Genomic DNA, 17786 nt, shown 5'->3' with positions numbered 1-17786 from the left:
TGGATATTTTATACAATCTTAAAAATCACGGGTAAGCGAAGTTCCTTCAAGTCTTTGATTTTTATAGGAATTCCTGCGATCGGCTTATCGATCCCAAGGTGGGATGCCTGAAAATTCGCCCGCCAGGAAGTCGATCATCACGCGCACTTTGGCGCTCAGGTGGCGCCGGCTGGGATACACCGCCAGCACGTCGATGTCGGGCAAAGAATAGTCCGGCAAGACGCGCACCAACCTCCCGGCCTTCAAGTCCGCGCCGATCAAAAAGGTCGGCTGCCAGATGACGCCGCCGCCGGCGACCGCCACAGAGCGGGCCGTGTCACCGTTATTGGTATGCAACGCGCAACTGACCTTGACCATGTCCGGCTGTCCCTGCGGATTGCTGAAGTGCCACTCGTCGGCGGTTGCCGCGTAACGGTAGCCGATGCAGCGGTGCGCGGCCAAGTCTTGCGGCACCTTGGGCACGCCGTGTTTTTCGAGGTAGGCCGGCGCGGCGCAGCAGATATTTTGCGACGTGGCCAGCTTGCGCGCCGCATGCGACGCCGAGCCGGAGCGCGAGATGCGAATCGCCAGGTCATAGCCCTCCTCGACGATATCGACCACGCGGTCGCTCAAGGCCACCTCCAGTTCGACGCCGGGATGCAGGTCCATGAACTTGCCCCACAGCGGCGCCAGCTGCAGCACGCCAAAACTGAGCGGCGCGTTCAGCCGCAGCAGGCCGCGCGGCGTCATCGACGTCGACGACGCGATCGCTTCGACCTCGGCCATATCCTCGACGATGGTCTTGGCACGCTCGTAGAGCGCGTCGCCGCTCTCGGTCAGCGACATCTTGCGCGAACTGCGGTTCAGCAGCCGCGTGCCGAGGTGGCTTTCCAGATCGGCGATGATGCGCGTGACATTCGCCGGCGATGTATCGAGCGCGTCGGCCGCCCGCGCGAAGCCGTTCTTGCGCACCACCTCCACGAACACTTCCATCGCTCGCAACCTGTCCATAGCGCCTCCAATCTTCAGAAAACCTGAATATATCACCAACAAGCAAGGCTTTGATTGCTCGGATCATTAATCCTATAGTGATTTCACACCCACTCTTTTGGAGAACCACCATGAAACGCTTTGAAAACAAAACAGTCCTCGTCACCGGCGGCAATAGCGGCATCGGCTTAGCGACTGCCCTGCAATTTGCCAATGAAGGCGCGCGCGTTGTCATCACCGGACGCGATCCGGTCACGCTGGAAGCGGCTCGCCAGCAGTTGGGCGGCGCCGCGATCGCCGTGCGTAACGACCAGGGCGATATCAAGGATGCCGCACTGCTGGCCGCCACGCTAAAGGAAAAAGGCATCACGCTCGACGCGCTGTTCCTTAACGCGGGTGTGGCCAAATTCGCGCCGTTCGACGACATCGACGAAGCGCTGTGGGACAACACCTTCAACGTCAATGTCAAAGGCGCCTATTTCACGATCCAGGCGTTGACGCCGCTGTTCAATCGCGGCGCCGCGGTAGTGCTGAACGGTTCGATCAACGCCCACATCGGCATGCCCAACTCGTCGGTCTACGCCGCCAGCAAGGCCGCCCTGATCTCGTTCGCCAAGACGCTGTCGGCCGAGCTGATCCAGCGTGGCGCGCGCGTCAACGTGATCAGCCCCGGGCCGGTGTCGACGCCTTTGTATGGCCGCCTCGGCCTGCCCGACGCGCAACTGAACGACATGGCCGCTGGCATCGCGCAACAGATCCCGTTGAAACGTTTCGGTACGGCGGACGAGATCGCCGGCGCGGTGCTCTACCTCTCGTCGCCCGAGGCCGCCTTCGTCGTCGGCACCGAGCTGATCATCGACGGCGGCATGAGCCAGCTGTAAGTCACCGGTAGACAGGGGCGCGCCGCCGGATGGCGGCGCCCCGTTCAGGGGCGCGCCGCCGGATGGCGGCGCCCCGTTGGGTTTACTTACCGAGGGTATAGAAATGCAGCACCGTGGTCTGCGCATAGTCGCGGCCCGGGTCCACGCGGGTGGTCGGGAACGCCGGCTGGTTCGGGCTGTCGGGATAGCCCTGCGCCTCGAAGCTGATCGACTGGTACTTGGTCAGCTTCTGGCCGCCCTTGCCGGTGATCTCGCCCTTCAGGAAATTGCCGGTGTAGACCTGCATGCCCGGCTCGGTGGTGGCGATGGTCAGGCCACGTCCGGAGGCGCGGTCCTCGATCTTGACGGCCGGCTTGGGTTCGGCCGTCTTTCCGCCGCGCAGGATGTAGTTGTGGTCGATGCCGCCGTTGGCCAGCGCCAGCTGCGGGTGCTGCATGCGCACGCGCTCGGTCACAACGCCGGGGGTGCGGAAGTCGAACGGCGTGCCGGCCACCGGCAACGGCTGTCCGGTCGGGATCAGCGTTTTATTCACCGGCAGGATGGCGTCCGATTCGATGGTCACCTCGGCGTCGGTGGCCAGGCGCGTGGCCGGGATGCCAGACAGGTTGAGCATGCTGTGCCAGGTCAGGTTGACCACCGTCGGCTTGTCGGTCTTGGCGCCGTAGCGGATGGTCAGGTCGTTCTTGTTATTGAGTTCGTACGTCACGTCGGCGACGACGGTACCCGGGAAGCCCTGGTCGCCATCGGGCGACGTCAAGGTGAACGTCACCGACGCTTTTTCAGCCGTCTGTTCGACACTCTTGACCACCCAGTTGCGCTTGTCCCAGCCGATCGCGCCACCGTGCAGCGTATTGGGCGCCTCGTTGACCGCCAGCGCGAACTTCTTGCCGTCGATGGCGAACGTGCCGTTGGCGATGCGGTTGGCGTAGCGGCCCACGGTCACGTTGGTGAAGCCCGGGGTCGTCTCGTAGCCGGCCAGGGTGTCGTAGCCGACCGCCACATCGGCGGCGTTGCCCTGCTTGTCCGGGAAGCGCAGGCTCTGCACGGTGGCGCCGTAGGAAATGAGCGTGGCCGACAGCCCGCCGGCGTTCTTCAGGGTGATGGCTTCAACCTTGGCGCCATTGGACAGCGTGCCGAAGGGCATGCGCGACAGCGATACGCCCGAAGCAGCGGCGTCGTCGCGGGATGGCGTCTGGCTGCAGGCGCTGAGGCCGACCAGGGTACTGAGCAGGAAAATCTTGGCGGGTCTGGTGGAAATAGTCATGTGTAGGTGATGTGTCCGTTAAAAAGGAGGCGGCCGGCGGGTGCCGGCCATGCCTATGATAATTGCTGAGCCGGCCATTCGGCGCCCGGGAGGGCAGGCTCAGCATAAAAAAGTCCCAGGCCTAGCGCGCGATGCTGGAAATCTCGCCGTCCGTCAACGCCGAGCCGTAGATGCGCAGGTCGTCCATCGACCCTTTGTACGGCGCATCCCACCAGTTCACGCCCAGCGCGAACACGCCGGTGGTGGTGGTGAACACGTTGGGGAAGTTCACGCCGCTGTAGCGCTTGGCGCCGTTGACGTAGATGTTGACGGCGCCGTTCTTGACGCTGAACGCCACGTGCGACCACTGTCCGGCCGGGATATTCATGCCCAGCCCGGCGTCGTACCACGCGGTGCCCGACCACAGCATGGTCGCGCCGCCGACGCCGTCATGGCCCTTCGGCAGCAGGCTGATCCAGGACTCGCCGTTGCGGGCGCCAAAGAACGTGGTGGAGAACGCGGTCAACTGGGCCGGCTTGAGCCACATCGCCACCGTGTAGGTATTGCTGGAGATCAGGCCGTTCGGCAGGCGCACACCGCTGGCGCCGTTGAACACGGCGGCGCTGCCCTTCATGCCCGGCTCGTAGCCCAGGCTGCCGCCGCCGACATCGATTTTCGCCCCGATCACGGTGCCGGCGCCGAACGCGCCGGTCGCATCGCCCAGGTTGCCATCGAAGGTGTAGTGGGCGATCATGCCGCCCACCTTGCGGACCGTCACGACGAACGACTTGACCACCCGCGCCTGCCCCTTGATGATAGTCGCCGTCAAGGTGACGGTCACATCGCTGGCCGGGCTGGTGACCTGTCCGGTATTGCTCAATACCTGCGGGTTGGACGAGGTCCACGTGATCACGGCATCGCGCGCGCCACTGGTCGGCAGGGCCATGTCGCCGGTGACGGCGTTGGTGTTGCCCAGCGTGAGCTGGTCGGCGATGGCATTCACCGCCTGCATGTCGCTGCGCGGCGCCAGGCGGCTGCCCATGATGGAGACGCCGTCGCGCGAAGTCGCCGTAAACGTCATCACATGGCTTTGCGAGGTTTCATCCCACTGTTTGAGGAACACGCCCTTGAATGGCGGCGAGCCGGGCAGATTGATCTCGGCCTGGTTGGCGCCCACCAGCGCCCACGAGCCGGAGACGGCACCACTGATCGTGCCGTTGGCGTTGAGCGTGATGAAGCGGGATTTTTTGATGGTGGCCGAAATATCCTTGCCGTGGTTGACGAACATATAGTCGCCGAACACGAATCCGCGCTGGACCGCCTCCAGCGTCTCGTTGGAATTACGGTACGGCGCCACCACCGGCCAGCCATCGGCGTTCATGAACATCTGGTGCACGCGCACCTGATGCTGTTCGCCGCGCTCCGGGAAGCGGGTATGGAAGATCAGGAAATGCTTGCCGGTGGCCGCATCGTAATAGGCCGAGTTGTGGCCGGCCGAGACATAGCCGGTACCGATGCCCGTGCCCGGCTCGCCCAGCTTGCGTTCGAACAGGAAGTTACCCATGATCTTCACGCCGTACGGCGCGATCGAGGCGTCGTCGAACAGGGGTTTGGACGGATCGGCCTTGACGTTGGCCATGTCCACGCCCTGGGCGTCGTAGTACGGGCCGTCGGGGGACGTCGCGCGGGCCACGCGCATGTTGTAGCCGCCGGCCGCGTCGAGGCCGCCGAACGAGGTGAACATGTAGTAATACTGCGTGACGGGGCTGAACATCACGTAGGCGCCTTCGATCCGGCTGTGATTGCCGCCCATCAAGCGCTTGCCGTACCCTTGCCCCGGCAGCGGCATGCCGTTGACCGGGTTCATCCGCATGATGAAGATGCCGCCGGAATACGAGCCATAAATCATCCACAGCCGGCCGCCGTTATCGAAAAACACGTTCGGATCGACGGTGTTTGGATGCTTGAGCGCGTCGTAGACCGTGCCGTCATAGCTGGCCTGGCCCCACATGCCGGATTTGAGGAAGACGCCCTTGTTCACGTATGGGCCTTCGATCTTGTCGGCAACCGCGATGCCCATGGCCGAGCGCGGGGAATCGCCCTTGCAGGCGTTGTAATACATGTAGAACTTGCCATCGGCGAGGCGGATCACGTCCGGCGCCCACAGCGTGGTCGTCTGCGCCCAGCTGAAGGTCTCCGCCAGTTCCGTGTAGACGTTGTTGGCACCGTTCAGGAATAACTTGTTGGTGGCGCTGACGGAATCGGTGATCGGGGTCCAGCGCATCAAATCCTTGCTCTTGGCTGACGCCAGATGGGAGCCGAAGACGTAATAAGTGCCGTCCGTTTTGATCACGGAAGGATCGTGGACCGAGGCGTTCAGGAAGGTCACCGGCGCGGTGGGCGCCTGCGCGGCGACGTTGAGGGAAAGCATGGATGAGGCCACTACAGCGGCGGCTCCCCACAGCGAGAAGGATTTGGTCATGTCTGTCTCCGTTGATATTTTTATCGTTTTAGCCGCCAGCGGTTGGAACTCCACTGGCGGCCATGCACGATATCGCGGGGAAAACAATGTGTCTAATGACCTTTTACGCGGCTTTGATAGCCAAACCAGCATCGCGATGCCGCATGGAGCTCTCGGCGCCGCTTCACGTCGCAGATTGGGCAAAGGCCCGTCGGCATGTCAATTTATCAGAGATTGCGAAGTGCAAGGAAGGTATTTTCATAATTACAACAGTTATATTTTTTGCATTGGAACTTATCTCAGTTAAATTTACTTGAGATATCCTTAGCATATTCCACATAAATATGTCGCACTGTTGTTCTGGCGCAAAGTGGAAGACGAAAAACCCTCCCTAAAAAGATCGCCTTGCTGGAGTTATACGATGAAATCGAGTGACTATTCCGCAGCCGTCAACGCAGAACTCAGCTTAAAAAATCCGCTCGCCGAGGGAGCCAGAGGCATGGCCGTCCAGCGGGTACAGGAATGGTTGGCTTTCCATAGCTGCAGAACCGGCATCGACGGCGCCTACGGTTCCGCCACTGCCGCAGCTGTGCGCAAGTTTCAAAAGCAAAAGCAATTGAGCCAGACCGGGGAAGTCGATCAGGCGACTTGGCAGCGTCTCACGGCACCAATTCATGAAGCCTTTAAGGACGGTAGCGGCGATACGCTAGGCGAACGCGTCCGCACGATTGCGCAACAGCATCTCAATATACGTCCAGTCGAGCTGGGGGGAAACAATTGCGGACCATGGGTCAGGATCTACACGGGGGGACACGATGGCGCCGATTGGGCGTGGTGCGCTGGATTTGTGACCTCCGTTCTTCGCCAGGCCTGCGTAGAGCTCGGCCTGCCAATGCCGATCAAGGGCAGCTTATCGTGCGACACTCTTGCGGCGCAGGCCCAAGCGGCCAAACTGTTCGTTACCGAGAGGGATCTGTCGAGCGGAAATTCCAACTGGAACCATCTGGGTAAAGCATACATATTTCTCGCCCGCCGCACCGCCGGCGATTGGACCCACACGGGCTTCGGTTTCGGCGGCACCCACCATTCATTCGATACCATCGAAGGCAACTCCAACAACGAGGGTAGCCGGGATGGATTCGAGGTATGCGACCTGACCCGATCTGCGGTGAAAAAGGACTTCATCGTTTTGCAATAAAAAACCCCGCCGCCCGTTCGGCAGCTAACCGACGAAGGAGATTTCTATGGCTGACTTTTCTGTCGATGCACGCATCAAGTTTCAATCCTCGATTCATGTCAAAGACGCCTCCGGTTCTCAACAGCGACGCCGCTTACATCAAATGGGGGGTGCAAGCGGTGCGCAGCGCCAACAATCTCGGCGACTATAGCGTCACCGCGAAGGTCCGCGAAGCGAACGGCAACGTCTTAGCGACAAGCCAGTTTTCCGCCTCGATTGCGGACGGCAGCTGGGCAGATGACATTGTGTACGATGGCATTTCGATCATCGCACCACTTACCGCGCCGATGCCGGCGGGGGCGGCCGCATGATCAAGAGACTAGTGGCTTTTTGCCTCACGACACCTCTACTTTGCCAGGCGGGCGGCGACGCCGACACATCGGACCAGCCCAGCAAAGCCGTTTCGAATACAAGCAACGCTTTTGAAAAAATCGCGGCGCTGACGCAGGCCGATCTGGCGGTGCCAGCCAGCCCGGCTTTCGCAGCACTGGGCTTAAGCCCTGAAAAAATTCAGCGCCCGGGCATGACCCGGGACTTCGTTGGCTCGGTGATCCGTGCACTGGGAGCGGACGGCAAGCTTGTCAATGGGATTGCGGTCGATATGTCGCCGGCGACGGTATTCTTCAGAAAATTGATTACCGGCGGCACCAACTACGGCGGCGAACCTGGCGACCACAGCGACTTCCAATGGAAAAACTGGCCGACCAGGGTGCTGGCACGCACCACCGTATCACTCGGCACCACCGAAGCGGACAGCACCGGCGCCTCCAAAGTGGCGTTCGGACTCAGGGTCGGCTTGATTGACAGCGGCGACCCGGGCTTGTTCGCCGATCAGGTCTCCAGATGTCTGCGAAATACGCCAATGGAATCCATCCCGGCTGGACCGACGGCAACCGTCGTTCCCGCCGATGCGGCCATCAACCTGTGCGATCCGGCCAAGGATACGGCATTGGCCCTCTGGGCGAGGCCGGCCCTTTACGCTGGCATCGGCAGATCCTGGTATTCCCGTACCGGGAAGGTCACGCAACGGGAATCCGACAACAAGGTCTTGTGGTTGACCTACTCGCAGGGAATAGTTCGGGAAGGAGAAGGCGGGGAATCCGGAGACGGCTATCGCACTCTGATACAAGGCCATCTGTCCCGTCGTCTCAACGACCGCTACGTCCGGGAAAGTACGCCGGACACGCTTCTGCAGCAAAACTCCACCGAGGCGATTCTGCGGTTGCGCACGGGACGAAGCAAGTGGCACGGATACTTCGAATTGGGCCGACGTCGAGTCAAGCTTGAGGGGGACATGACGGAGAAGATCCGACACACCGCCGTCGGGGGTGAATTCAAATTGGCACTGGGTGACGACATGTGGCTGCAACTGGGCAGTGTACGGGAACGCGGTTTCTCGGATGGGAAGGATCGTACGGCGCTGACCACCAACCTGCGCATCGGCGCAGCGTTTCTTAATCTGCCCGGAAAGTGACTATCGGCTGCTCGCCCGCCGAAATCCCGGTCATTCCATTTGAGAGAGAAAAATGAGACTTCTAAAACGGCGGTGCGCGATTGTCTTGCTGGCCTGCATGCCTCATCTCGCCACTTGGTGCCAGCCGTTGCCTGCGGCCCCAAAAGCTGTGCCTGAAGCGAGGCCGGCGAATGTGATTTATAGGGTCGCGGTATCGGACAACCGTACATTCCCCTCTCTGTCGTCAATATGGCAATGCGTCGCCTCGCGGGGAGGTGATAACACTGCACCACAATGTCCTATCGGGGCCGAGCGCGCGCAAACTCCAGCAACTGCTACCGGCACCCTGCTGTCAGGGGGCGGCGATGTGGAAGTGACGCTAGACGCGGCCGAATACGAGAAATGGGCGAAGAGCGCTTTATCGCCCAAATCCGCAGACATTGCACGCGCGGCAGTAATACCAGTCCTAGTCTTGCCTGAACTGATCATCAACGGCTACCCCCTCGGAAATGACGCAAAGCTGGTGGCAAGCAAACGCGTCGATGGCCGGATCGCGCTAACCTTTCGCGTCGCACCGGCAAAGGATAGCAAACCTCTGTGGGCAGCCGTTTACCAGCAGGTGGGACTGACAGGTCTGATGGAACTTCACGCGGCAGTGGGGTCTCGTGGCGAACCGTACTTCATTCAACCGGATGTGGGCAGTTCGGGAGGGCAACCCGGTAATGCGATCCGGGTGAGCACGTTCGCAGCTGTCGCCGGCGCGTTCCTTCTGGGAACCGCGGTCCTGGTTTTCTTCGGTTGGTCACTTCGTTGCACGGACACCTTTCGCACCGGCAAGAGTGCCATCCAAGAGCATCGCCAGCAACGACGAAAGCCGTATAGCTTATCCCGCGTGCAGGTGGGAATGTGGATGGTGTTCGCCACAACCGCTGCGTTGTTTCTTTGGACGATATACGGCAGTTTTCCCGAACTGGAGTCATCCACGCTGGCCTTGGTCGCGATCAGTACCGCCACCGCTACCGCATCGGTGATGGCGGATTCCCACAATGCCACAAGTTCGGAACAATTCTCACACGGGTTCCTGTTCGACATAACAACGAGTTGGGATGACACGCCGCAAATTCACCGCTACCAAGCCATCTTGGTCAACACGCTGCTGCTGACGGTTGGTATCGTATACGTCGTGCAAACGCTGGGCTATCCCACCTTCGATCCTAGCTGGTTGCAGTTCTTGGGCCTGAGCGGCGTCGCGCAGGCGGTCGGCAAGAAATTCATTGAACAAAGCGCGACGCCGCCGCGCGCTCAACCAAGTGCTGCAGCGTTGCCAAGTATGCCGCCCGGCCCGAGAGTCTAAGACCCTGCATCGCCCATCAATGAGGAGGTAACTTGGATACCGAAACCGCGTTGGCAGAGATGCGCGCAGATATTGAAGCGATGCGACATGATGTGACCGGCATCGAACATCGTTTGATTCAAGTGGTGCGCAACGCATATTGGGCCGCGACGCAACGCCAAGGTTGGACGACCGCGCGTAGGCTCGAAGCAGGAGCGGCTTTGATACGGTACATGCTACTGGGTAGGGCCATGGTGGTGCTTGGTATCAGCCTGGGCGGCCTACTGGCGCTGCATGCGAGCTTCATGCTGGCTGACCAAAATCGCAAGCTCGATCTCCAGAACCACCTATCGGTGGTCGCCAGCGAAATCGCTGAAGCACAACGAAACTCCCAATTTGCACAGCTCATCCCACCGATAATCGAAGAGGTCCGGCAGTTCAAAATAAACGCACAGCGTCGCGACGCTATTCCCGGCCAGGTGCCGGCGTCCGACAGCGGCTTCGACAACCTGTCCATCCGCATCGCTGTGCTGACTCAGACATTCCAGCCGTATCGCTGGGTCGACACGTCGATCGACGGCAACGCGCTACTCATACCGAACGGCGATGGTCTTATGTTCGCCACCGTGCAGCGCATTCGTTCGGTTTTTGATGCCGCTTTCGGTTCATCTGCGATGGAACCAGGCCGCAAGGGGCACATCGAACTTCAGCTGCCCATTCTCACCGCAAAGAGGTATAGCCCCGAGCGAGGCCTAATTCTGGTCAACCTGCACGCATTGCGTTTTGATATTCGGCCGCTGTCAGCCTACAACGCCACATTCGAACGCATATATGCGCCCGGCGCGCGATTTAATGAGATTCAACTTGGCGGATTGCCCGGCCCGGACCTATCAAAACCAGCCAGTTTGGCACATTCCTTTTTACCACGCGCCACCTTTAATCGCGCCAATCTGAGCGGCGTCGATTTTACCGGGGCAAACTTGCAAGGCGCCGAATTGAACGCCACCTTCCTCGCAGGGACCAACTGGACGGAAACTGATCTGTCCAATGCCCGCCTGATATCCGCAAATCTTGAAGGGGTGACGCTGGAGCGGACTCAATTGATGAACGCCGATTTATCAGGAGCGAACCTAGCAAGCGCAAACCTATCCAGTGTCCGCGGTTTGACCAAGAAGCAAGTGACCGAAACCTGCATCGACACCGCAACAACCAAGCTGCCCGCAGGACTGCTGCCCAACGGCTATGTCGTGCCCTTGGATTGCTGCAAAACGTGGACAGCCGAAGGAAACAGCTTCACGCTTGATGCCCAGGGACGATGCAAACCTCCATCAACGCGGTCAATTGCCACCAAGGTTTAACGCCATGCGCAATCCAGAGTAGACATTCCCTGTGGCGTCACCCCGGCTCGGCGAACAGCGCGGCCACCAGCGCCCGCAACCAGCGGCCGCCCTCGTCCTGGTGGTAACGGCGGTGCCAGAACATATTTGTTTGCAGCACCGGCAACGGCAACGGCGAGTCGCTGTAGGCCAGGCCGAACGGCCCGGCCGCGCGCTCGGCCAGCTTGAGCGGCACGGTGGCCACCAGATCGGTGCCGGCCAGGATGTATGGCACGGCGGCAAAATGCGGCACGCTGAAACCGCCGTCGACGGCAATGCCGGCCTGCTCCAGCGCCAGGTTGATGCCGTCGTACGGACTTTCCATCGAACTGACCCGCAAGTGCCGCATCGCCGCCAGCCGCGACAGCGTGTGCTCCCCCTCGCCCAGCGCATGGCCGCGCCGGTACAGGCTGACGAAGTGCTGGCGGAACAGGCGGCGCTGGACCAAGACCTCCGGCGCGTCGTCGAAGGCGCCGATCGCCAGGTCCACCCTTCCCGCCTCGAGCGCCGCGCGCAGGTCGGTGGTTCCGGCGCGCACCGTGTCCAGCGCCACCCCCGGCGCCACACCAGCGCAGGCGTCGATCAGCCGGGGCATGAAATAGGTTTCGCCGACATCCGTCATGGCCAGGGTGAAGCGGCGCCGGCTGACGGCGGGATCGAACGCGGCCTCCGGCCGCAGCGCGCGCTCGACATGCGACAGCGCCTCGGCCACCGGCCCGGCCATGCGCTCGGCGTACGGGGTGGGCTGCATGCCGTCGCTGGTGCGCACGAACAGTTCGTCGCCGACGCTGCGGCGCAGCCGCGCCAGCGCGTTGCTGACGGCCGACTGCGTCAGCCGCATGCGCTTGGCGGCGGCGGAAATCTGCCGCTCGCGGAACACTTCATGGAACACCAACAACAGATTCAGGTCGAGTTCGCGCAGGTCCATGCGATCCTTTATTTACATTGTAAATAGTCTTCATTTATCTATTTATATCGCAAAATCGGCGCGGCTGCACTACATTGTGCCGATACCATCTGCAAAAGGATCCAGCATGAACGTTCGACATCCTCCCACCGGCTATCAAACCGGCTTCGGCAACGAATTCGCCACCGAGGCGCGCCCCGGCGCCCTGCCGCCGCACCGGAATTCACCACAGCGCGCCCCGTACGGCTTGTACGCCGAACAACTTTCCGGCACCGCGTTCACGGCGCCCCGCGCCCACAACCGGCGCAGCTGGCTGTACCGCATCCGCCCGGCGGCCATGCACCAACCGTTCCGCCAAGTGGGCAACGGCCGCATCGTCAGCCGCTTCGACCAGGTCGCCGCGCCGCCCAACCAGCTGCGCTGGGACCCGCTGCCGATGCCGCCAACGCCCACCGATTTCCTCGACGGCTGGGTCACCATGGCGGGCAACGGTTCGGTCGAGTCGCAATCGGGTTGCGCGATCCATCTGTACGCCGCTAACCGCGACATGGAAGACCGCTACTTCTACAGCGCGGACGGCGAGCTGCTGATCGTGCCCCAACAGGGCCGCCTGCGCATCGCCACCGAACTGGGACTGATCGAGATCGAACCGCAGGAGATCGCCGTGGTCCCGCGCGGCGTGCGCTTCCAGGTGGCGCTGCCCGACGGCGAGGCGCGCGGCTATATCTGCGAAAACTTCGGCGCCTTGCTGCGCCTGCCGGACATGGGGCCGATCGGTTCCAACGGCCTGGCCAATCCGCGCGATTTCCTCACCCCGCGCGCCGCTTTCGAAGACCGCGAGGGCGACTTCGAGCTGGTGGCCAAGTTCGCCGGCAACCTGTGGAGCGCACGCATCGGCCATTCGCCGCTGGACGTGGTGGCCTGGCACGGCAACTACGCGCCCTACAAATACGACCTGCGCCATTTCAACGCGATCGGCTCGATCAGCTACGACCATCCGGACCCGTCGATTTTCCTGGTGCTGCAGGCGCCGTCCGACACGCCCGGGGTCGACACGCTCGACTTCGTGATCTTCCCGCCGCGCTGGCTGGCGGCCGAGGACACGTTCCGTCCGCCCTGGTTCCACCGCAACGTCGCCAGCGAGTTCATGGGCTTGATCGAGGGCCAGTACGACGCCAAGTCGGAAGGCTTCCGGCCAGGCGGCGCCAGCCTGCACAACTGCATGAGCGGCCACGGCCCGGACGCGCCCACGTTCGACAAGGCCAGCGCTGCCGACACCAAGTTGCCGCACAAGGTCGACAACACGATGGCCTTCATGTTCGAGACGCGCGACGTGATCCGCCCCACCGCCCACGCGCTGGCGTCGCCGCAATTGCAGCCGGACTATTACCAATGCTGGCAGGGCTTCAAAAAGTATTACTCCGACGACCGCCAGGGGTGACCCTCAACGCCCCCGCGATCCGACAGCCCTACCAGGCCAGCGCGCGCGGGCCGAGCGCCGCTCCCAAGGCGGTCGGAATCAGCATCCCCAGCAGATACCAGAAACCAACGAATACCGGACTCATTTCCGGGCAGTGCAGGCAATACACGACCGCCGCCGCGCCGCCGGCCGCGAAACCTGCGGCGGCGCCCGCCAGGCGCAGGCGGGTGGGCGCCCGCCCGCGCAGGATATGCAGCGCTGCCGCCAGCAGCGGCAGCGACAACACCGCGATGAGCAGCGGGCAATAGCGCCACGTGCTGCCCCAGAACAGCTCCGAACGCGCTTCGGGCGCCGCCAGCCATAGCGAAGCGGCCGCCGCCGTCCACAGCGCCAGCACCGGGGCGGCGATAAACAACGGCAGCGCGCGCGTGCTGGCGCCCGGCGCGGCCAGGCGCTTGACCGCCAGCGCGCCCGCGCCCGCGAGCGCCAGCGAAAACACCAGCTTCAGCCAGAATTTCGGCCAGGTCATCTCCAGGTCCAGATCCGGGCGCAGGCCCAGTATCGCCAGCATCAGCGCGGCGCTGGCGAGCAGCCCGCCGAGCAGCGGCAGCGCCGTGGCGCGTAGCGGCCGCGCGGCCAGCGCCACATCCGGGCCGCTGGACAACATGGTGATCAAATCGTCTGTCTTCATGGCGAACCTCTCAGGATAGTGGCCAACGTCTTCATTCCACGATGCACGGATACCTTGACCGCCGCCTCCGACATCTTCAGCACCGCGGCGGCCTCGCGGGTCGACAAGCCGTCGAGCTTGGTGTGGACGATGGCGTCGCGCTGCTTGTCCGGCAGCAGGCCAAGTAGCTTCGCGAGGTCGCGCCGCGCTTCGCCCGCCGCCTCCTCCGCGCTGGAGAACAGCGCGCTCTCGCCCTCGTCGACGTCGTCGAGCGAATCGTGCAGGCTGTCGCGCCGCGCGTGCCGCCGCAGCCAGTCGATCAGCTTGTACTTGGCGATGGTGTAGACCCACGCCGTCAGCGGCACTGCCGTGTCATAGCTGAGGCGCTGGTTGTGGATCGCCAGCAGCGCCTCCTGCACCAGATCCTCCACTTCGTCCGGCCAGCGGCTCAGGCGCCGGCGCAGGAAGGCGCGCAAATGCGTCGCCGTCGCCGTCAGAAAGCGGCGATAAGCCAGGGCGTCACCATCCCTGCCCTGTAAAAACAGGGCATGGAGGCGTAATTCGGTCATGCGAAGGTGGTCCACCTCTTCTATTCGTCGCATCGCGGCCTTTGGTTACATCGTCCTGCAAATAAATTTTTTTGCGAATATTTTGATCCGGCCTGTAACCAATCCGCCGGCCGCCGCGAACTCACTGTTACCGACATCGAGAACGCTCATCATGAAACCCACAGTTATGCCAGCGCACCGGGCAACAGCGATTATCCACCCAATATGGCTGCGGCTGACACATTGGCTCAACGCCGTCGCCGTCGTGATACTGCTGACAAGCGGCTGGCGCATCTACAACGCCACGCGGTTTTTCGATTTCGCCATACCGCCGGGCCTGACCCTGGGCGGCTGGCTCGGCGGCGCCTTGCAGTGGCACTTCGCCGCCATGTGGCTGCTGGTCGCCAACGGCGTCCTGTATTTGCTGATCAATGTCGCCTCGGGCAGGTTGCGGCGACAGTTTTTCCCGGTCGCGCCACGCCAGCTGCTGCATGACGTGGGCCGGGCCTTGCGCGGCAAGCTGACGCACGCCGATCCGCGCCATTACAACAGCGTGCAGCGGCTGGCGTATCTGTTTGTGATGGTCGCCAGCGTCGTCATCGTGCTGTCCGGGCTGGTGCTGTGGAAGTCGGTGCAGTTTCCGCTGCTGCGCGCACTGATGGGCGGCTACGAAGGCGCGCGCCTGGTGCACTTTTTCGCGATGGCGGGCCTGTCGGCCTTCATCGTTATTCATGTGGTGATGGTGGCCCTGGTGCCGCGCACACTGCTTGCCATGTTACGCGGCCGCTGATCGCCGACTGGACACACCATGATAAAACTCTTCAAAAAACGCGAGATCGTATTGCCGACCGAAGGCGCCGCGATGCTGGCCGACGCCATCGCCCGTGTGCCGGAGCCGTCGCGCCGCGCCTTCCTGCAGCGCAGCGTCACCCTGGGCGGATTGACCCTGCTGACCGGTTGCTCCCTCGGCGGCGAGGAAAGCATCGAGGCGGCGCTGAACCAGGTTTCCCGTTTCAATGACCGGGTGCAGGGGATGCTGTTCGATCCCGCCCGGCTGGCGCCGACCTATCCGGCATCGATGATCACGCAACCGTTTCCCTTCAACGCCTATTACGGCGAGGAGGAGATCCGCGACATCGACGGCGACGATTGGCGCCTGGAGCTGAGCGGCATGGTCGCCGACCGCAAACCGTGGACGCTGGCCGCCTTGCGCGCGCTGCCGCAGCAATCGCACATCACGCGCCACATCTGCGTCGAGGGCTGGAGCGCGATCGGCAAATGGGGCGGCGTGCCCTTCTCCCACTTCCTGCGCCACATCGGCGCCGATTTAAGCGCGAAATATGTCGGCTTCAAATGCGGCGACGACTACCACACCAGCATCGACATGCCGACCGCCCTGCATCCGCAAACGCTGATGGCGCTCAGCTTCAACGACCAGCCGCTGCCGCCGCGCTACGGCTTCCCGATGAAGCTGCGCATGCCGACCAAGCTCGGTTACAAGAATCCCAAGCATGTACAAGCCATTTTTATCACGAATACCCACCCTGGCGGCTATTGGGAAGACCAGGGGTATAACTGGTTCGGCGGCAGCTGACCGGTATCCACGTTGTTAATCTCGTTGTTAAAACCGTTGTTAAACTAAAAGGAACCACCATGAACAAAATGACCTCCACCCTGATCGCCTGCCTGATGATGTCCGGCGCCGCCTACGCCCAGGATGCGATGAAGAAAGACGACATGTCCAAGGACGCCATGGCCAAGGACGGCATGGCGAAGGATGGCATGAAGAAGGACGCCATGAAAAAGCCCATGCATCAGGACAAAATGGCCAAGGACGGCATGAAGAAAGACGGCATGGCCAAGGACGAGATGAAGAAGGACGACATGAAAAAGGATGACATGGCGAAAGACGCGATGAAGAAGTAAGCGTCGGTCACGGATGTTCGGCAACGGGCTTGCCGAACATCTTCAACCAGACAAAACCCGCGATGCCGGCCACCAGCGAGGCCAACAAAATCGCCATTTTGGACGCGTTGATCAGCGCCGCATCGTTGCTGAACGCAAGATTGGTGATGAATATCGACATCGTAAATCCAATTCCCCCGAGCAGGCCGGCGCCGATGACGTGACGCCATTTCAAATCGGCGGGCAAGGCGCAAACGCCCAGCGCCACCGCCCCCATGCACGCGAGCGTGATGCCCAACGGCTTCCCCAATACCAGGCCGGCAAGAATGCCGATGCTGTTGGACGACAGCAGCTCGCCCATCCACCCGGAGCCGATGACAATCCCCGTATTTGCCAACGCGAAGATGGGCAGGATGACAAACGCCACCGGCATGTGCAGCGCATGCTCCAAGCGGTGCGACGGCGAGGCGACGTCCTCTCCCTTGGCCGAATAGGGAATGGCGAACGCCAGCAGCACGCCGGCGATGGTGGCGTGCACACCGGATTTGAACATCAAAAACCACATGAGCACGCCGCCGACCAGGTACGGCGCGAGCGCAACCACGCGCAACACGCGGTTCATGCACAGCAGGCCGGCGAACACCAGCAGCGCTCCCAGCAGGTAGAGCGGCGCCAGGGTCGAGGTGTAGAAAACGGCGATGACGATGATCGCGCCAAGATCGTCCATCACCGCCAGCGCCGTCAGGAACACTTTCAACGAGGTGGGCACGGCGCTGCCGAGCAGCATCAGCACTGCCAGCGCGAAGGCGATGTCGGTGGCCATGGGAATGCCCATGCCGGCCTGGCTAGGCGTACCGCCATTGAACAGGAAGTGGATCAGCGCCGGCACGGCGATGCCGCCGGCCGCCGCCACCATCGGCAACAGCGCACTGCGTATGCTCGACAGCTCGCCATTGTGGATCTCCCGCTCGAGCTCAAGGCCGATCAACAGGAAGAAGATCGCCATCAAGGCGTCATTGATCCACAATTCCACGGACAGGCCGGCGACCTTGGCATGCCAAAAATGCAGATAGCGCTCGGCCAACGGCGAGTTGGCCAGGCACAGGGAGATGATGGTGCACCCGATCAGCAGGATACCGCCGGCTTTTTCCGATTCGACGAAACGGTTGAAGGTGTTGGAGAGAGGCGTTGGAATGATATTCATAAGGACGCGTAAAAACCGCGCGGCGGCCCGACCTGACGCATTCCCTGCCACACGACATGTGTGGACACCCAATTAGGATGATAACAGAAGGTAACGACTTGCGGCGCACGGTACCGACGCACGCCTGAAAATGATAGCAAATTTGCTACGGCATAATTTGCCATGAGTTAAGGAGTTCC

Annotated in this window: 18 protein-coding genes and 1 pseudogene; 11 read left to right on the top strand and 8 right to left on the bottom strand. The window is 61.9% G+C overall.

Annotation, left to right across the window (positions count from 1 at the left end):
• Positions 1-84: 84 nt before the first annotated feature.
• Positions 85-990 carry a LysR family transcriptional regulator gene (locus NHH73_14820; GenBank protein USX29483.1) on the bottom strand — a complete coding sequence of 302 codons (906 nt, stop codon included), beginning with the start codon at positions 988-990 and terminating at the stop codon, positions 85-87.
• Between the two features lie 110 nt (positions 991-1100).
• Between NHH73_14820 and NHH73_14815 the strand changes: the two genes are divergently transcribed.
• Positions 1101-1850 (top strand): SDR family oxidoreductase, encoded by a 750-nt coding sequence (locus NHH73_14815; protein ID USX29482.1) that lies wholly within the window; start codon positions 1101-1103, stop codon positions 1848-1850.
• An 82-nt stretch (positions 1851-1932) separates the two neighbouring features.
• On the opposite strand, the gene NHH73_14810 is transcribed toward NHH73_14815, so the two are convergent.
• The 3 genes and pseudogenes from NHH73_14810 to NHH73_14800 form a co-directional block, all read right to left on the bottom strand.
• Entirely contained in the window at positions 1933-3114 is a 1182-nt protein-coding gene (locus NHH73_14810) for a galactose mutarotase (GenBank protein ID USX29481.1), read from the bottom strand.
• 121 nt (positions 3115-3235) lie between these two features.
• On the bottom strand, positions 3236-3727 hold the full coding sequence (locus NHH73_14805) for a LamG domain-containing protein (protein USX29631.1): 492 nt from the start codon (positions 3725-3727) through the stop codon (positions 3236-3238).
• Positions 3728-4123: 396 nt separating this feature from the next.
• A pseudogene (locus NHH73_14800) lies at positions 4124-5575 on the bottom strand (glycoside hydrolase family 43 protein).
• Here NHH73_14800 and NHH73_14795 point away from each other — a divergent pair.
• From NHH73_14795 to NHH73_14770, 6 genes are all read left to right on the top strand, one after another.
• Positions 5574-5861 (top strand): hypothetical protein, encoded by a 288-nt coding sequence (locus NHH73_14795; GenBank protein ID USX29480.1) that lies wholly within the window; start codon positions 5574-5576, stop codon positions 5859-5861. The pseudogene NHH73_14800 and the gene NHH73_14795 sit on opposite strands and share 2 nt — an antisense overlap.
• 114 nt (positions 5862-5975) lie before the next feature.
• A complete protein-coding gene (locus NHH73_14790) occupies positions 5976-6752 on the top strand; it encodes a peptidoglycan-binding protein (protein USX29479.1) in 777 nt (258 codons plus the stop codon).
• Positions 6701-7102 carry a hypothetical protein gene (locus NHH73_14785; GenBank protein ID USX29478.1) on the top strand — a complete coding sequence of 134 codons (402 nt, stop codon included), beginning with the start codon at positions 6701-6703 and terminating at the stop codon, positions 7100-7102. The genes NHH73_14790 and NHH73_14785 overlap by 52 nt, the downstream gene beginning before the upstream one ends.
• Entirely contained in the window at positions 7099-8265 is a 1167-nt protein-coding gene (locus NHH73_14780; GenBank protein ID USX29477.1) for a hypothetical protein, read from the top strand. The genes NHH73_14785 and NHH73_14780 overlap by 4 nt, the downstream gene beginning before the upstream one ends.
• Before the next feature lie 451 nt (positions 8266-8716).
• Positions 8717-9598 carry a hypothetical protein gene (locus NHH73_14775; protein ID USX29476.1) on the top strand — a complete coding sequence of 294 codons (882 nt, stop codon included), beginning with the start codon at positions 8717-8719 and terminating at the stop codon, positions 9596-9598.
• Between the two features lie 32 nt (positions 9599-9630).
• Positions 9631-10935 (top strand): pentapeptide repeat-containing protein, encoded by a 1305-nt coding sequence (locus NHH73_14770; GenBank protein USX29475.1) that lies wholly within the window; start codon positions 9631-9633, stop codon positions 10933-10935.
• A 37-nt stretch (positions 10936-10972) separates the two neighbouring features.
• Here the strand turns inward: NHH73_14770 and NHH73_14765 are convergent, their stop codons facing one another.
• Positions 10973-11881 (bottom strand): LysR family transcriptional regulator, encoded by a 909-nt coding sequence (locus NHH73_14765; protein USX29474.1) that lies wholly within the window; start codon positions 11879-11881, stop codon positions 10973-10975.
• 106 nt (positions 11882-11987) lie between these two features.
• Here NHH73_14765 and hmgA point away from each other — a divergent pair, with 106 nt between their 5' ends.
• Positions 11988-13301 (top strand): homogentisate 1,2-dioxygenase, encoded by a 1314-nt coding sequence (gene hmgA / locus NHH73_14760; GenBank protein USX29473.1) that lies wholly within the window; start codon positions 11988-11990, stop codon positions 13299-13301.
• A 28-nt stretch (positions 13302-13329) separates the two neighbouring features.
• On the opposite strand, the gene NHH73_14755 is transcribed toward hmgA, so the two are convergent.
• Together NHH73_14755 and NHH73_14750 are read right to left on the bottom strand one after the other, a co-directional pair.
• Positions 13330-13971: a DUF1109 domain-containing protein gene (locus NHH73_14755; protein ID USX29472.1), complete on the bottom strand. Its 642-nt coding sequence runs from the start codon at positions 13969-13971 to the stop codon at positions 13330-13332.
• Entirely contained in the window at positions 13968-14519 is a 552-nt protein-coding gene (locus NHH73_14750; GenBank protein USX29471.1) for a sigma-70 family RNA polymerase sigma factor, read from the bottom strand. The genes NHH73_14755 and NHH73_14750 overlap by 4 nt, the downstream gene beginning before the upstream one ends.
• A gap of 151 nt (positions 14520-14670) precedes the next feature.
• Here NHH73_14750 and NHH73_14745 point away from each other — a divergent pair, with 151 nt between their 5' ends.
• The 3 genes from NHH73_14745 to NHH73_14735 are packed head-to-tail and all read left to right on the top strand — an operon-like array spanning position 14671 to position 16424.
• Positions 14671-15288 (top strand): cytochrome b/b6 domain-containing protein, encoded by a 618-nt coding sequence (locus tag NHH73_14745; GenBank protein ID USX29470.1) that lies wholly within the window; start codon positions 14671-14673, stop codon positions 15286-15288.
• A gap of 21 nt (positions 15289-15309) precedes the next feature.
• Positions 15310-16092: a molybdopterin-dependent oxidoreductase gene (locus NHH73_14740; protein ID USX29630.1), complete on the top strand. Its 783-nt coding sequence runs from the start codon at positions 15310-15312 to the stop codon at positions 16090-16092.
• A 59-nt stretch (positions 16093-16151) separates the two neighbouring features.
• Complete coding sequence (locus NHH73_14735) at positions 16152-16424, top strand: pentapeptide MXKDX repeat protein (GenBank protein ID USX29469.1); 273 nt, start codon at positions 16152-16154, stop codon at positions 16422-16424.
• Between the two features lie 7 nt (positions 16425-16431).
• Here the strand turns inward: NHH73_14735 and nhaA are convergent, their stop codons facing one another.
• Positions 16432-17607 carry a Na+/H+ antiporter NhaA gene (gene nhaA, locus NHH73_14730; GenBank protein ID USX29468.1) on the bottom strand — a complete coding sequence of 392 codons (1176 nt, stop codon included), beginning with the start codon at positions 17605-17607 and terminating at the stop codon, positions 16432-16434.
• Between the last annotated feature and the right edge of the window lie 179 nt (positions 17608-17786).

Source organism: Oxalobacteraceae bacterium OTU3CINTB1, assembly GCA_024123955.1.
Taxonomy (GTDB): domain Bacteria; phylum Pseudomonadota; class Gammaproteobacteria; order Burkholderiales; family Burkholderiaceae_D; genus Rugamonas.
Note: the sequence above shows the minus strand (reverse complement) of the source record. Positions and strands in the feature narration are given on the sequence as shown.

Excerpts from the sequence above, each read along its gene's own strand:
- NHH73_14785 (USX29478.1), top strand. The coding sequence starts at position 6,701 with ATGCGACCTGACCCGATCTGCGGTGAAAAAGGACTTCATCGTTTTGCA.
- NHH73_14780 (USX29477.1), top strand. The coding sequence starts at position 7,099 with ATGATCAAGAGACTAGTGGCTTTTTGCCTCACGACACCTCTACTTTGC.
- hmgA (USX29473.1), top strand. The coding sequence starts at position 11,988 with ATGAACGTTCGACATCCTCCCACCGGCTATCAAACCGGCTTCGGCAAC.
- NHH73_14750 (USX29471.1), bottom strand. The coding sequence starts at position 14,519 with ATGACCGAATTACGCCTCCATGCCCTGTTTTTACAGGGCAGGGATGGT.
- NHH73_14815 (USX29482.1), top strand. The coding sequence starts at position 1,101 with ATGAAACGCTTTGAAAACAAAACAGTCCTCGTCACCGGCGGCAATAGC.
- NHH73_14765 (USX29474.1), bottom strand. The coding sequence starts at position 11,881 with ATGGACCTGCGCGAACTCGACCTGAATCTGTTGTTGGTGTTCCATGAA.
- nhaA (USX29468.1), bottom strand. The coding sequence starts at position 17,607 with ATGAATATCATTCCAACGCCTCTCTCCAACACCTTCAACCGTTTCGTC.
- NHH73_14735 (USX29469.1), top strand. The coding sequence starts at position 16,152 with ATGAACAAAATGACCTCCACCCTGATCGCCTGCCTGATGATGTCCGGC.
- NHH73_14790 (USX29479.1), top strand. The coding sequence starts at position 5,976 with ATGAAATCGAGTGACTATTCCGCAGCCGTCAACGCAGAACTCAGCTTA.
- NHH73_14805 (USX29631.1), bottom strand. The coding sequence starts at position 3,727 with ATGAAGGGCAGCGCCGCCGTGTTCAACGGCGCCAGCGGTGTGCGCCTG.
- NHH73_14745 (USX29470.1), top strand. The coding sequence starts at position 14,671 with ATGAAACCCACAGTTATGCCAGCGCACCGGGCAACAGCGATTATCCAC.
- NHH73_14820 (USX29483.1), bottom strand. The coding sequence starts at position 990 with ATGGACAGGTTGCGAGCGATGGAAGTGTTCGTGGAGGTGGTGCGCAAG.
- NHH73_14795 (USX29480.1), top strand. The coding sequence starts at position 5,574 with ATGTCTGTCTCCGTTGATATTTTTATCGTTTTAGCCGCCAGCGGTTGG.
- NHH73_14755 (USX29472.1), bottom strand. The coding sequence starts at position 13,971 with ATGAAGACAGACGATTTGATCACCATGTTGTCCAGCGGCCCGGATGTG.
- NHH73_14810 (USX29481.1), bottom strand. The coding sequence starts at position 3,114 with ATGACTATTTCCACCAGACCCGCCAAGATTTTCCTGCTCAGTACCCTG.